Source organism: Pseudomonas chlororaphis (genome assembly GCF_001921865.1).
GTDB classification, from domain to species: Bacteria; Pseudomonadota; Gammaproteobacteria; order Pseudomonadales; family Pseudomonadaceae; genus Aquipseudomonas; species Aquipseudomonas chlororaphis_D.
Genome location: NZ_MSCT01000008.1, coordinates 215691 through 229766 on the forward strand (window position 1 = coordinate 215691; position 14076 = coordinate 229766).

The 14076-nt window shown below is 65.2% G+C and carries 13 protein-coding genes; 10 read left to right on the forward strand and 3 right to left on the reverse strand.

Features of this window, described 5'->3' with window-relative positions; all coding sequences use genetic code 11:
- Window positions 1-87: 87 nt before the first annotated feature.
- Genes BTN82_RS08200 through BTN82_RS08210 form a run of 3 tightly spaced genes read right to left on the reverse strand, consistent with a single transcriptional unit; the run spans window position 88 to window position 5040 of the window.
- Window positions 88-1989, reverse strand: coding sequence for an ATP-binding protein (locus tag BTN82_RS08200; RefSeq protein WP_075118651.1), 1902 nt, complete (start codon window positions 1987-1989; stop codon window positions 88-90).
- Complete coding sequence (locus BTN82_RS08205; protein ID WP_186828367.1) at window positions 1986-2915, reverse strand: ABC transporter substrate-binding protein; 930 nt, start codon at window positions 2913-2915, stop codon at window positions 1986-1988. The genes BTN82_RS08200 and BTN82_RS08205 overlap by 4 nt, the downstream gene beginning before the upstream one ends.
- Before the next feature lies 1 nt (window position 2916).
- Window positions 2917-5040, reverse strand: coding sequence for a TonB-dependent receptor plug domain-containing protein (locus BTN82_RS08210; RefSeq protein WP_075118652.1), 2124 nt, complete (start codon window positions 5038-5040; stop codon window positions 2917-2919).
- Window positions 5041-5234: 194 nt separating this feature from the next.
- Between BTN82_RS08210 and BTN82_RS08215 the strand changes: the two genes are divergently transcribed.
- The 10 genes from BTN82_RS08215 (at window position 5235) to BTN82_RS08260 (ending at window position 13913) form a co-directional block, all read left to right on the forward strand.
- On the forward strand, window positions 5235-6260 hold the full coding sequence (locus BTN82_RS08215) for an NAD(P)H-dependent glycerol-3-phosphate dehydrogenase (RefSeq protein ID WP_075118653.1): 1026 nt from the start codon (window positions 5235-5237) through the stop codon (window positions 6258-6260).
- A gap of 18 nt (window positions 6261-6278) precedes the next feature.
- Window positions 6279-6626, forward strand: coding sequence for a DUF4389 domain-containing protein (locus tag BTN82_RS08220; protein WP_075118654.1), 348 nt, complete (start codon window positions 6279-6281; stop codon window positions 6624-6626).
- A complete protein-coding gene (gene sixA / locus BTN82_RS08225; protein ID WP_075118655.1) occupies window positions 6623-7072 on the forward strand; it encodes a phosphohistidine phosphatase SixA in 450 nt (149 codons plus the stop codon). Before BTN82_RS08220 ends, sixA begins: the two co-directional genes overlap by 4 nt.
- 265 nt (window positions 7073-7337) lie before the next feature.
- Window positions 7338-9005, forward strand: a complete 1668-nt coding sequence (locus tag BTN82_RS08230; RefSeq protein ID WP_075118656.1) for an AMP-binding protein — start codon at window positions 7338-7340, stop codon at window positions 9003-9005.
- Window positions 9006-9035: 30 nt separating this feature from the next.
- Window positions 9036-9479, forward strand: coding sequence for a hotdog fold thioesterase (locus BTN82_RS08235; protein ID WP_075118657.1), 444 nt, complete (start codon window positions 9036-9038; stop codon window positions 9477-9479).
- A gap of 112 nt (window positions 9480-9591) precedes the next feature.
- Entirely contained in the window at window positions 9592-10398 is an 807-nt protein-coding gene (locus BTN82_RS08240) for an alpha/beta fold hydrolase (RefSeq protein ID WP_075118658.1), read from the forward strand.
- Window positions 10395-11249: an alpha/beta hydrolase gene (locus tag BTN82_RS08245; RefSeq protein ID WP_075118659.1), complete on the forward strand. Its 855-nt coding sequence runs from the start codon at window positions 10395-10397 to the stop codon at window positions 11247-11249. The genes BTN82_RS08240 and BTN82_RS08245 overlap by 4 nt, the downstream gene beginning before the upstream one ends.
- A 50-nt stretch (window positions 11250-11299) precedes the next feature.
- The gene (locus BTN82_RS08250; protein WP_075118660.1) at window positions 11300-11959 is read left to right on the forward strand and encodes a glutathione S-transferase family protein; all 660 of its coding nucleotides are present in this window, start codon (window positions 11300-11302) and stop codon (window positions 11957-11959) included.
- Between the two features lie 8 nt (window positions 11960-11967).
- Complete coding sequence (locus BTN82_RS08255; RefSeq protein WP_075118661.1) at window positions 11968-12774, forward strand: DUF4892 domain-containing protein; 807 nt, start codon at window positions 11968-11970, stop codon at window positions 12772-12774.
- Window positions 12775-12857: 83 nt separating this feature from the next.
- Window positions 12858-13913, forward strand: coding sequence for an AI-2E family transporter (locus tag BTN82_RS08260; protein ID WP_075118662.1), 1056 nt, complete (start codon window positions 12858-12860; stop codon window positions 13911-13913).
- Window positions 13914-14076 lie beyond the last annotated feature (163 nt).

Sequence of the window (14076 nt, forward strand, 5' to 3'; positions counted from 1 at the left end):
AAAGGTCCCGTCAGGGGCCCGTTCGGGTGCCTAAGACTGCCGCACTTTCGCCCGCCACGCCAGTCGCAGATGGTTGATAAATGCCTGCTATTGCACCCAACGTTGGAGAATTTGCTGCAGATCCGTGCGTTTGAACGGCTTGGCCAGGTAATCGTTCATTCCCGCCGCCAGGCATGCTTCGCGATCGCCCTGCAAGGCGTTGGCGGTCAAGGCAATGATCGGCAGATCGGCGCATCCGGGCAGTTGGCGGATCTGCCGGGTGGCTTCGTAACCGTCGATCAGCGGCAGTCGGCAGTCCATCAGGATCGCCTCGAAAATCAGGCTTTCGGCGCTGCGAATGGCCTGGGCGCCGTCGGTGGCGATGCTGACCGTGAAGCCCAGGCTGCGCAGCATGGCCTGGATCACGGTCTGGTTGACCGGGTTGTCTTCCACCAGCAGCACGTTGCGCCCTTCACCCTGGGCATGCCCGGCGTGCGCCCGTGGCGCCAGCACCGGCAGGCTCTGCTGGTAGAGCGCCAGCGGAATCTCCAGGGTGAACACCGACCCGCGGCCTTCTTCGCTCTGGGCGCGCAGGGTGCCGCCCATGCGTTCGGCCAGGGTCCGGGCGATCGGCAGCCCCAGGCCGGTGCCGCCGTAGCGCCGGGAAATCGAGCTGTCGGCCTGCTGGAAGGCGTTGAACATCAGCTCCAGGCTTTCGGGGCTGATACCGATCCCGCTGTCGCGCACGCTACAGGTGAACCACAACAGTTCGTGGTCCAGGGATTGCCACTGCGCCTCGATGGCGACGCTGCCGTGTTCGGTGAACTTCAAGGCGTTGCCGATCAGGTTCACCAGGATCTGGCGGATGCGCGTCGGGTCGCCCTTGACCTGCAGCGACTCCATGCCGGGCGCCAGCCGCAGCTGCAGGTCCAGCCCGCGCTGCGCGGCGCTGTGCTGGAAGGCCTGGGCCGAGCTGCCGATCAGTTCGGCGAGACTGAACGGGATGTGTTCCAGCTCCAGGGCCGAACGCTCGATACGCGAGAAGTCGAGGATGTCGTTGATCACCTTGAGCAGGTGTTCGGTGGACTCGGAAGCCAGCGCCGCGTATTCGCTCTGCTCGTTGGTCATCTCGGTGGTCTCGAGCAATTGCAGCATGCCCAGCACACCGTTCATGGGCGTGCGCAGTTCATGGCTCATCATCGCCAGGAAGTCCGACTTGGCATTGTTGGCCCGCTCCGCTTCTTCGCGGGTCTGGATCAGTTGGGCCATCGCCTGGTGCTGCTCACGGCTGGCCTGTTCGAGGCCGGCGGCCAGGTTATTGATGTGCCGCGAAAGATCGCCCAGTTCGGCGTCGTCGACAATCGGCAGCGGGGTCTTGAAGTCGCCCTGTTGAATGGCCTTGACCGCGTTGCCCATGGCGCTGATCGGTTGCGCCAGGCTGGCGGCCAGGCGGCGGGCCAGCAGGAAGGTGAACAGCAGGGCGAACAGCGCGAGGATGCCGGCCTTGAACAGGATCTCCTGCTGGCGCTGGCTGAAGGCATCGTTGGACATGCCGACGATCACCCGCCCCAGGTAATCCTCGTTCGGGGTCCTGCTGGCGCCGGGGTCGTCCTGGAAGAAATCGTTGCTGAGCTGGATGCGTTGCAGGCGTACCGGCGCTTGGAACACTTCGACCTGCTGCGAGCGGTTGTGGGTCTCCGACGGTTGCTCGGCGTACACCAGAATATTGTTGCGGCTGTCCTGGACTTCGAGAAAGCGCACATGGGGCGTGGCCAGGGTGGCCTTGAGCAGGCTCTCCAGGCCTTCGCTGTTGCCCGAGATCACCCCGTATTCGGTGGCGGGCGCCAGCTGGTTGGCGATCAGCTGGCCGGTATGGTTCAGCTCCTGGCGCAGGTCCTGGAGCCGGACGAAGGTAAAGAACCCGATCAGCAACAGGGTCAGCAGCAGAGCCGGGCCGAGGCAGATGATCTGGGTGCGGGCATGGATGTCCCAACGGCGACGCAACGTCATGGGCGTTTCTCTCCTTCGGCCAGCTGGGTCGCCACCGCTTGTTCGTCGATCGGTTCGACCCCCAGGGCGCGGGCCACTTGCGGATTGCTCGACACCTTGAACGGTTGTGGATACAGGCTGCGCGGCCAGTGGGTCGTGGGCCGGTCGAGCAAGTCGTCGAGTACTTGCAGCCAGTCCTGCTGGTCGCTGTAGGTGCTGGCCAGGCTGCCCGCCTTGACGAAGCCGGCATTCGGGCCGATCAGCGCCATTTGCCGGGCATAGCTGCTCAGTAACAGGTTCTTGGCGGTCTTGGGGTTATACAGCTGCGAGTCGTCCAGCCCCAGCAGGACGTCGCTGCTTTTCAGCAGGTTTTGCAGCGGGCGGCTGTCGTTGGTGTCGTCCCAGCGTTCGGCGACGATCTCCAGCGCCAGGGAATGGGCCGCCTGTTGCAGCTCCTTGAGCAGGAACTCGCTGTCGGCGCCGTAGAGCACGCCGACCCGCCGCGCCTGCGGCAGGATCTTGCGGATCAATTGCAATTGCCGATCCAGCGGCGGGTCGCTCCATAACAGGCTCAGGTGCGGCGAAACGGTTGCTCCCAGGCGCTGCCGGGCCTGGATCCGGCCGATGCGCAGCACCAGGGTGGCCGGGCCATGGGCATCCTGTTGGCGCCACTCCAGGCTGGCCGGGTCGAGCAGGATCAGCCGGGTGCCCGCCGGCAATTGCGCGGGGGCCGGCAAGTTGGCCAGGGGCTCGAAGCGCACCTGGTCCTGGGGCCGCTGCTGCGCCAGGGCCCGGGCAAAGGCCTGGACGCCGGCGCTGTCCTCGGCGCCGGTCAGCAACACCTGGGCCGCCCATGCGGGGCATGAGCCCCAGAGGCAACAGAACAGCAGCAGGCGAACCCGGAAGCGATTCAAGGCAGGCGTCATCCCTGACTGACGGTGGCTCATGCTAGAACGTCAACTCCGCACTGAAGTAGAGGACGTGCCGCGAGTCGTAGTTGTTATCGGCAAACGTGGTGGGCTGGCCATCGAGCCGTTGCTGGAGAACGCCGGCCAGCTCCAGGCTGCCCTTGCCCAGGGAGAGACGCTTGGCCACGCGGGTGTCGACGCGCTCGAAGCGGTAACCGTTGAGCGCGCTGTCTCCATAATAGAAGAGGGCGCTGGACCAGCCCTGTCCCCAGTCGCGCAGCCAGCCCGCCGAGCCGCTGTGGCGCGCGGTCAATTGCTGGTCCAGCGGATTGCTGGCCTTGGCATCTATATAGGCGTAGGTCAGGCGCAACCGGTCCGCCGGGTTCAGGCGCCAGTCCAGCTGGGTTTCGCTACCGGCGAAACGCGAGGTGTTGCTGTTGCTGGCGATGTACTGGTTGTTGCGCAGCGGTTCGCTGATCATCCCGGTGATTTCGTCGTAGAACAGCTTCAGGTCGAGGTTCAGCCCGATGTCGGCGAAAAAGCCGTTGTAGCCCAGTTCGCGCGAGCGCATGCGCTCTTGCTCGAGGTCGCCCGGGCCGCGGGTCCTGACGAAATACTGGGCGCTGGGCCGGCCGTAGGCGCTGGGGTTCAGGTTGGTGACTCGGTAGCTCCAGTTGACGTTGTTCTCGAACATGTCCGGCGAACGGATCGCTTCGGAATACACCGCGCGCAGGCCGTGGCGCGGGTTGATCAGGTAGTTGACCGCCACCCGCGGGGTCAGCGAGCTGCCGCTTTGTTGCGAGTCCTCGAACATGGCGCCGCCCTGCAGCAGCCAATGTTCGCTGGCCCGCCACTCCAGCTGGCCGAACGCGCGCCAGGTGCTGTCGTCGAGGGTGCCGTTGAAATAGGTTTGCGAGTCGGCGCGGTCGTAGCGATAGTTCAGGCCGCTGACCAGGCGCAGGCTGTCGGACAGGCTCAGGGTGTCCTGCAATTCCAGGTCGTAGCGCGATTCGCGGGCGCTCTGGTCGATGTCGCCGCAGACGGTGCGCTTGGCGCCGCCTTGCCATTGCGCCAGCACCTGGTTCCCCAGGGCCTGTTCGGCTGCGCTGCCCGCCGGGGCGCCGGAGCCGGTGAAGTTGTCCATGTGCCGGGCCAGCCGCTCGGCGTAGTTCGGGTTGAGCTGCCAGAGACGGGTCAGCTCCGGGCTGAACGATATTTCGGCATCGCAGGCGCGCCAGTTCTGCTGGCGGTCCCAGTGCTGGGCCGAGCCTTGTATATAAAGGCTGTGGTTCGGGTTGACGTCCAGGTTCCAGCGCAGCGAGCCGGCGTAATCCTTGGCGGTCACATCGGAGTTGTAGCCGGCCGAGGTAATTCCCGAGAACACCGGCCGGTAGGTATAGGGGCGCTGGTTGCTGCCTTCCTTGGCGCTCAATTGCCAGTCGATGCTCTGGCGTTCGTCGAGCACCTGGCTGACCGACAGGCTGAAGCGGTTCAAGCGTCGGCTGTCGCGGTAATCGGCGCCGTTGCGGTCGCTGTCGAAGCCGTCGTCTTCCTGCCCGGACAACGACAGGCGCAGGTCGCCGCCTTCCCAGCCGGTGCCCTGGCTGGCGTACCAGTCGCTGATACCGCGCTGGCCGCGGGTGACCTTGACCCGGGTGCCGTGGCTGTTGGCGGGCGAGCGAGTGATGATGTTGACCACCGCCATCAGCGCGTTGGCGCCGTAGCTGACGGTATTGGGGCCGCGGAAGACCTCGATGCGCTCGATGTCCTCCATGGCTACCGGGATGTCGCTCCAGTCCACGGTCGCCAGGCCCGCGCGGTACACCGAGCGTCCGTCGATCAGTACCTGCATGCGCCGGGCTTCGCTGGCATTGGTGCCGTGATAGTTCACCGCGGCCTGGTTGCCGCTGATATTGCCGACCATCATCCCCGGCACCAGGCGCAGCAGTTCGCTGATGTCGCGGGCACCGCTGGCGTTGATCAGTTCGCTGTCGAGCACGGTCATGCTTCCGGGCACCGCCGCGGGGGACTGTTTCAGTCGGGTGGCGGTGAGGATTTCCGGCAGCGGCTGGCTGTCCAGGAACAGGTCGTCGGCCAACGTTGGGGCGCTGCACAGCAGCGCCAGCCAGAGCGATGAACGAGAGAGGGGAGGGCCAGGATGCACGGCACAGCCTTGGTAACGGATAATTGCCGCGCATGTTAACCGAGATGGCCGGCTTTTCCAGTCGATAACCCCGACATTCCACGTTCTAATCGGCTTTTTCCCGGCATTTGTGCCTAATTGTTCACGGGGCTGGCCGCCGCAGGGCCGCCCCGTATAATGCCGCCATCGCCACTGTATGGATTGACGGATTGCATATGACTGAACAGCGCCCTATCGCGGTCCTGGGAGGCGGAAGTTTTGGTACCGCCGTGGCCAATCTGCTGGCCGAGAACGGTCATCGGGTGCGGCAGTGGATGCGCGACCCGGAGCAGGCGGAAGCCATTCGCATCCATCGCGAAAATCCGCGTTACCTCAAAGGCATCAAGATTCACCCGGCGGTGGAGCCGGTGACCGATCTGCTGGCTACTCTGAACGACAGCGACCTGTGTTTCGTCGCCTTGCCCTCCAGCGCCCTGCGCGCCGTGCTGGCGCCCCATGCGCAGCTGCTCGCCGGCAAGCTGCTGGTCAGCCTGACCAAGGGCATCGAGGCGCAGACCTTCAAGCTGATGAGCGAAATCCTCGAAGACATCGCCCCGCAAGCGCGGATCGGTGTGCTCTCCGGGCCGAACCTGGCCCGCGAAGTGGCCGAGCATGCCCTGACCGCCACCGTGGTCGCCAGCGAAGACGAAGAACTCTGCCAGCGGGTCCAGGCCGCGCTGCACGGCCGTACGTTCCGCGTCTATGCCAGTGCCGACCGCTTCGGCGTCGAGCTGGGCGGGGCGTTGAAGAACGTCTACGCGATCATCGCCGGCATGGCCGTGGCGCTGGGCATGGGGGAAAACACCAAGAGCATGCTGATTACCCGGGCGCTGGCGGAAATGACCCGTTTCGCCGTCAGCCAGGGCGCCAACCCGATGACCTTCCTCGGCCTGGCCGGGGTCGGCGACCTGATCGTCACCTGTTCGTCGCCCAAGAGCCGCAACTATCAGGTCGGCTTCGCCCTGGGCGAAGGCCTGAGCCTGACGGAGGCGGTGGATCGTCTCGGCGAAGTGGCCGAAGGCGTGAACACCCTCAAGGTGCTCAAGGTCAAGGCGCAGGAAGTGGGCGTTTATATGCCGCTGGTGGCGGGATTGCATGCCATCCTGTTCGAGGGGCGCACGCTGAACCAGGTCATCGAGCTGCTGATGCGCGGCGAGCCGAAAACCGATGTCGACTTTATCTCCACCAGTGGTTTCAACTGAGCAGGGCAGGAGCGAGACATGAACGATAAGAATTCCGAAGCCAAGTACGAGTCCATCCTGTTGCGCGTGTTATGGATGCTGGTGTTCGTGCTGGTCTGGCAAGTGGCGCAATTCATCCTCGGGGCGCTGGTGCTGGTGCAGTTGATCTATCGGCTGATCTATGGCTCGCCGAGCGCCAGCCTGATGAACTTCGGCGACAGCCTGAGCCAGTTCCTGGCACAGATCGGCCGTTTCGGCAGCTTCCATACCGACCAGAAACCCTGGCCGTTCGCCGACTGGCCGACGCCGCGCGCGCCTGAAGGCGAAGCGCCGCACGTGGTGCCGCCAGCGCCGCATCCGGTACGCGACGAGGAGCCCAAGCTGTGAAGCTCTGGGTGCTACGCCACGGCGAAGCCGAACCCCATGCGCGCAGCGATGCCGAGCGCAACCTGACCGAACAGGGCCGCGCGGAAGCCTTGCGCAGCGCCGCGCAGCTGATCGGCCGGCCGCTCAGTGCAATCATCGCCAGCCCTTACGCCCGGGCGCAGCAGACGGCGCAGCTGGTGCGCGAGGCCCTGGGTTTCGAGGGGGAAATCCGTACCGTGCCCTGGCTGACGCCGGACAGCAACCCGCTGTCGGTGGTGGCCCAGCTCGACTCGGCGGACAACGTGCTGCTGGTCAGCCACCAGCCTTTGGTGGGCAATCTGATCGGCCTGTTGCAGCACGGCCACCTGCGCAACCCTCAGCCGATGCACACGGCGGGCCTGGCGGAACTTGAAGGCGATTGGCCGCTGGCCGGCCTGATGACCCTCAACAGCATCAAGAATCCCTGAGCCCTTTCCCCTTCTGCAGGAGCGAGCTTGCTCGCGAAGCGGTGTACCTGGCATCGCCTGTCCTGATCGCCAGCAAGCTGGCTCCTGCAGTGGGATCATGCCGGCGCGCGATGAGGCGATGTCCCCATCGCGGCACGCCTCGCTTTCAGTATTGGCCCGCTACATTTCTTAACTTGCAGCCGCCCTTTGTGCATGGAATAGTCGCCCGAGCAAGTGCTTGGTTGGTCAGTCTCACGATCAGAACAAAAACAAAGGAGCGTGTCGCATGTCTGCCGCTTTTCGTTTGCCGCTGGAAGTGTTCTACGAGCGCGAAGCTCGTCATCCCCGCCAACGTTTCCTGGTCCAGCCGCTTGGCGGCGGCCGGGTCGAAGAGCTGACCTGGGCCGACGTCGGCCACCAGGCCCGCTGCGCCGCCCACTGGCTGCGCGCCCGCGAGCTGCCGCCGGGCAGCCATGTCGCGATCATTTCCAAGAACTGCGCTCACTGGATCATTGCCGACCTGGCGATCTGGATGGCCGGTCACGTCTCGGTGCCCCTGTACCCCAACCTCAGCGCCGATTCGGTGGCCCAGGTGCTGGAGCATTCGGAGTCGGCCCTGGCGTTTATCGGCAAGCTCGATGACTGGTCGGCAATGGCCGCCGGGGTGAAGCCCGGGTTGCCGACCATCAGCCTGCCGATCTGTCCCGAAGGTCGTTTCGACTTCACCTGGGACGAGCTGCAGCAGTGTTCGCCGATCCAGGACAACCCGAACCCCGCCGCCGGGCAACTGGCGACCATCATCTACACCTCGGGCACCACCGGCCTGCCCAAGGGCGTGATGCACAGTTTCGGCACCCTGGGGTTTGCCGCAACGCGCGGCACCCAGCTGTTCGGCCTCGGGCCGAGCGACCGGCTGCTGTCCTACCTGCCGCTGTGCCACGTGGCCGAGCGCATGTTTGTCGAGCTGGCGGCGATCTACACCGGGCAGACGGTGTTCTTCGCCGAGAGCCTGGACACCTTTCTTACCGACCTGCAGCGGGCGCGGCCCACGGCGCTGTTCGGCGTGCCGCGGATCTGGACCAAGTTCCAGATGGGCGTGTACAGCAAGGTTGCGGCCAAGCGCCTGGATTTCCTCCTGGGCTTGCCGATCATCGGCAAGCGGGTCGGGCACAAGGTGCTGGCCGGGCTCGGGCTGGACGCGTTGCGGGTGGCCTTGTCCGGCGCCGCTCCGGTCCCCCGGGCGCTGTTGAACTGGTATCAGCGCCTGGGGCTCGATGTGCTGGAGGTGTACGGCATGACCGAGAGCTGCGGTTATTCCCATATCGGCCGCACCGGCCAGCATGTGCCCGGCTGGATCGGCCGGCCCTGCCCGGACGTCGAGGTACGGATCGACGAAGCCGGCGAGGTCCAGGTGCGCAGCGGGGCGACCATGCTCGGCTACTTCAAGGACCCGCAGAAAACCGCGGAAACCGTTACCGAGGACGGTTTCCTGCGCACCGGCGACAAGGGCGAGCAGGACGCCGAAGGCAATTTGCGCCTGACCGGGCGCCTAAAGGAAATCTTCAAGACCAGCAAGGGTAAGTACGTGGCCCCGGCGCCGATCGAGAATCGCCTGGCGGTGCATTCGCGGATCGAGCAGGTGTGCGTGGTCGGCGATGGCCTGAGTGCGCCGCTGGGGCTATGCGTGTTGTCCGCGGTCGGCCTGCAGGACGCCGCCGGCAACGCTCGCGGCGGCCTGCATGCGAGCCTGGAAAGCCTGCTCGACGAGGTCAATGGCGCGCTCGACAAACATGAGCGCTTGCACCGCCTGGTGGTGGTGAAAGACAGCTGGGCGGTGGAAAACGGCTTTCTGACCCCGACCCTGAAGATCAAGCGCAACGTCATCGAAGCCACCTACGGCGAACGCTTCAAAGAGTGGAGCGAGCGCTCCGAAGCAGTGCTGTGGCAGGATTGAGCGCGGATAACCCCTATAAAGGATGCAGTGATGAGCCTTTGGCGTACCACCCCGAATATCGAGCAGTTGAACGCGATCCAGAAAAACACCATCGGCGAGGTGCTGGATATCCGTTTCGAGTCTTTCGACGACGAATCGCTGACCGCCAGCATGGTGATCGACCATCGCACCCACCAGCCCTATGGCCTGCTGCACGGCGGCGCCTCGGTGGTGCTGGCGGAAACGGTCGGCTCCATGGCCAGCTACCTGTGCATCGACGCCAGTCAATTCTATTGCGTGGGGCTGGAGATCAACGCCAACCATCTGCGCGGCTTGCGTTCCGGGCGGGTGACGGCGGTGGCCAGGGCGATTCATCTCGGGCGCACCACCCATGTCTGGGACATCCGCCTGAGCAGCGACGAGGGCAAGGCCAGTTGCGTATCGCGCCTGACCATGGCCGTGGTGCCGCTGGGGCAGACGCCGCCGGGCCGCTGAGCCGCGCCCATAGGCCAATGCGGCGTGTCATTATTCTTGTCCGTTACTGTCATTGCCGTCGGGCCATGGCATGCGGACAATCAGCCATCGTCTTGTCCATGAGTTCGCCGGTATGTCGCAACAGGTGTTTTTCGCTCACGCCAATGGGTTTCCCTCGGGAACCTACGGCAAGTTGTTCGCCGCCCTGGCGCCCGAGTATCAAGTGGCGCATTTGCAGCAGCATGCCCACGACCCGCGGTTTCCGGCGGACGACAACTGGCTGAACCTGGTGGACGAACTGATCCACCACCTGCAACAGCAGGCCGAGCCGGTGTGGGGCGTTGGCCACTCTTTTGGCGGCGTCCTGCATTTGCATGCGGCGCTGCGTTGCCCCGAGCTTTATCGGGGGGTGGTGATGCTCGATTCGCCGGTGCTGACCCGTGCCGATCAGTGGGTGATCCGCGCCGCCAAGCGTTTCGGTTTCATCGACCGCCTGACCCCGGCCGGCCGTACCCTGGGCCGCCGCGAGGAGTTCAGCGACCTGGAGGCGGCGCGCGCCTATTTTGCCGGCAAGACCCTGTTCCGCGGTTTTGACCCGGAGTGTTTCGACGCTTACCTGCAACACGGTCTGCATCAGGTCGATGGCCGTTTGCGGCTGCGCTTCGACCCGGCCACCGAGATCAGCATCTATCGCGGCGTGCCGCACATCAGCCCGGGGCGTCCACGGCAGTTGCAGGTACCGTTGGCGGTGGTGCGCGGGCGCCAGAGCCGGGTGGTGATGAAGCACCACGCCAGCAGTGTCGGGCGCCTGCCCCTGGGCGAATCCCTGAGCATGCCGGGTGGGCATATGTTCCCGCTGGAGCGGCCGCAGGACACCGCCGCCTTGCTGAAAAAACTCTTCAGCCGCTGGGACGCCCGCGCCGAACGGAACTGCGCATGAGCGCCGCGGTGGAAGAAGTCCGCCTGAGCCTGCCGCATATCGAGTTGGCGGCGCACTTGTTCGGCCCGGAAGACGGCTTGCCGGTCATCGCCCTGCATGGCTGGCTGGACAACGCCAACAGCTTCGCGCGGCTGGCGCCCAAGCTGAACGGCTTGCGCATCGTCGCCCTGGACATGGCCGGGCATGGCCATTCCGGGCACCGCCCGCCGGGCGCCGGCTATGCGCTCTGGGATTACGCCCACGACGTTCTGCAGGTTGCCGAGCAATTGGGCTGGCAGCGTTTTGCCTTGCTGGGGCACTCCCTGGGGGCGATCGTCTCGCTGGTGCTGGCCGGTTCGCTGCCCGAGCGGGTGAGCCATCTGGCGCTGATCGACGGGGTGATCCCGCCGACCGCCGCGGGGGAGAACGCCGCCGAGCGCATGGGCATGGCGCTGCAGGCCCAACTGGACCTGCGGGACAAGCGCAAGCCGGTCTACGCCACCCTGGATCGCGCCGTCGAGGCACGTATGAAAGGCCTGGTGGCGGTCAGCCGCGAAGCCGCCGAGCTGCTCGCCCAGCGCGGCCTGATGCCGGTCCCGGGCGGCTATACCTGGCGCAGCGACAGCCGCCTGACCCTGGCTTCGCCGCTGCGCCTGACCGAGGACCAGGCCATGGCCTTCGTCCAGCGCCTGGCTTGCCCGGCCCATCTGCTGGTAGCGGCCGACGGCATGCTGGCCAAGCACCCGGAGTTGCTCGAACGGCTGCCCTTCAGCCGCGAACAGCTGCCTGGCGGCCATCACCTGCACCTGAACGACGAGTCCGGCGCGATCCTTGTTGCAGACTGTTTCAATAGGTTTTTCGCCGTTTCTTGACTTGCAGCGGGCAACTGTCGAGGCTGGGCGGGTTGAAATGGGAGACAACCATGATAGATCTCTACACCGCTGCGACCCCGAATGGCCACAAGGTCTCTATCGTGCTCGAGGAACTCGGCCTGCCCTACACGGTGCATGCCCTGAGTTTCGACAAGAAGGAACAAAAAGCTCCAGCTTTTCTCAAGATCAATCCCAATGGCCGGATTCCGGCCATTGTCGACCGCGCCAACGGCGACTTCGCCGTGTTCGAGTCCGGCGCGATTCTCATCTACCTGGCTGAACTCAGCGGGCAGTTGTTACCCAAGGACCCCAAGGGCCGTTCGGTGGCGATCCAGTGGCTGATGTTCCAGATGGGTGGCATCGGCCCGATGCAGGGCCAGGCCAACGTGTTCTTCCGCTACTTTCCGGAAAAGCTCCAGGGCGCCATCGATCGCTACCAGCATGAAACCCGACGCTTGTACGAGGTGCTCGACAGGCGACTGCAAGAGGTCGAATTCCTCGCTGGCGACTACAGCATTGCCGATATCGCCACCTTTCCCTGGGTGCGTGGCCACGAATGGTCGGGAGTGGCGGTGGACGGCCTGGCGGCCCTGCAACGCTGGATGGCAGCCCTCGAGGCACGCCCGGCGGTACAGCGCGGGTTGCAGGTTCCGCAGCGCACAGATGACGCCAGCGTCATCAAGGGCGCCCAGGCCATGCTGATCCGATGAGGGCACCCATGCGTTTATTCAGTGTCCTGTTGTTGTCCTGTGCCAGCCCTCTGCTGTTCGCCGCCGACGTGCCCGGCAGCCAGGATTTGCCGATCGTGCCGCGTATCACCGACGCGCAGATCGTCGACTACCGCCCGGCGACCGAGATGGAGCGGATCTATCCCATGGGGTCGATCCGCAAGATCAGCGGCCAGCTGCGCTTCGATGGCCAGGTCGGCGCTCGTGGCACCACGACGTCGGTGACCTACGAACTGCCGCCGGAGCATTCGTCGATCGCGGCGTTCACCGCGGCCCGCGAAGCCTTGCAGGGGCAGGGCGCCGAGCTGCTGTTCTGGTGCCAGGCGCGCGACTGCGGCGAAAGCAGCCTGTGGGCCAACGAGGTGTTCGGCAATGCCAAGCTGTATGGCGCCGATGCCCAGCAGGCGTACCTGCTGCTGCGTCTGGCCGCGCCCAACGACAACTCGCTGGTGGCCCTCTACAGCATCACCCGGGGCAATCGCCGGGCGTACCTGCATGTCGAGCAATTCGACGCCAATACGCCGCTCGGTGAGTTGTTGCCGACCTCGGCCACCTTGTTGCGTCAGCTCAAGGACACCGGCGAGCTGGATCTGCCCAAGCTGGCCGGCGAACCCCTGTCGGCCTGGCTGACCTTGTTGTCGCGCGGGTTGAACCTGGACACCACCTTGCGGGTCAGTGTCTCCGGGGCGAATGCCGAAGCCTGGCGCCAGGCCTTGATCGGCCAGGGTGTGCGGGCAGCACGGATGGAAACCGGCGACAGCCAGGCCCCTGGCCTGCGCCTTGAACTGCTGCGCTGAGCCGCTGCATTGAACCAGCCTGGGCGAACGTGCGATGCGTTGTTCGCCTACGCTGGGTGAGTTGACCTTTCTCGAGATCCTACATGCTCAATAATGATCGCCTGTTGGTGCAGATCCTGCTTCTGGTGCTGTTCGGCGCCAGCTTCTGGGTCATGGCGCCGTTCTGGTCCGCGCTGTTCTGGGGAGCGGTCCTGGCGTTTGCCAGCTGGCCGCTGATGCGCCTGCTGACCCGCTGGCTCAATGGCCGCGAGTCCCTGGCCGCGGCGGTGCTGACCCTGGGCTGGATGCTGCTGGTGGCGGCGCCGCTGGTCTGGCTCGGCTTCAACCTGGCCGACCATGTGCGCGATGCCACGGCCTTTATCAAGGACGTCCAGGTCGATGGCCTGCCCGAAGCGCCGGCCTGGCTGGGGGCGCTGCCTTTCGTCGGCGAGCGGCTGGTCGGGCTGTGGAACAGCATCGACCAGCAGGGGGCGGCCCTGATAGTGGCGGCCAAGCCCTACCTGGGGCAGGTCGGCAACTGGTTGCTGGCGCGCAGTGCGCAGATCGGCGGCGGGATTCTCGAGCTGACCCTGAGCATCGTCTTCGTGTTTTTCTTCTATCGCGACGGCCCGCGCCTGGCGATGTTCGTCCACCGGCTGTTGGAGCGCCTGATCGGCGACCGTGCCGGCTACTACATCGAACTGGTGGCCGGTACCGTGCAACGGGTGGTCAACGGGGTGATCGGCACCGCGGCGGCCCAGGCGATCCTGGCCCTGATCGGGTTCTTGATCGCTGGCGTGCCGGGCGCGTTGGTGCTGGGGATCGTTACCTTCCTGCTCAGCCTGATTCCCATGGGCCCGCCGCTGGTGTGGATTCCCGCCACCGCCTGGCTGGCCTGGAAGGGCGAATACGGGATGGCGGTGTTCCTCGGCATCTGGGGCACGTTCATCATCAGTGGCGTCGACAACGTGCTCAAGCCTTACCTGATCAGCCGCGGCGGCAACTTGCCGCTGGTGATTGTCTTGCTTGGGGTCTTTGGCGGCCTGATCGCCTTCGGTTTCATCGGCCTGTTCATCGGCCCGACCCTGCTGGCCGTGGCCTACAGCCTGCTGACCGACTGGAGCGCCAGCCAGGCGCGGGTGGAAGACAAGCGCTCGTAGCCCTGTAGCCGCTGCCGAGCCTGCGAACGAGCGCGCAGCGCTCGCAAACCAGACGACACCGTCGCTCCTGCAAACCGCCTGTGTGAGGTTTGCAGGCCTCGGTTTTTTGCCTGCAAGAATGAGTTGTCTGGTTTTACGACTGCTACGCGGCCGAACACAGCCT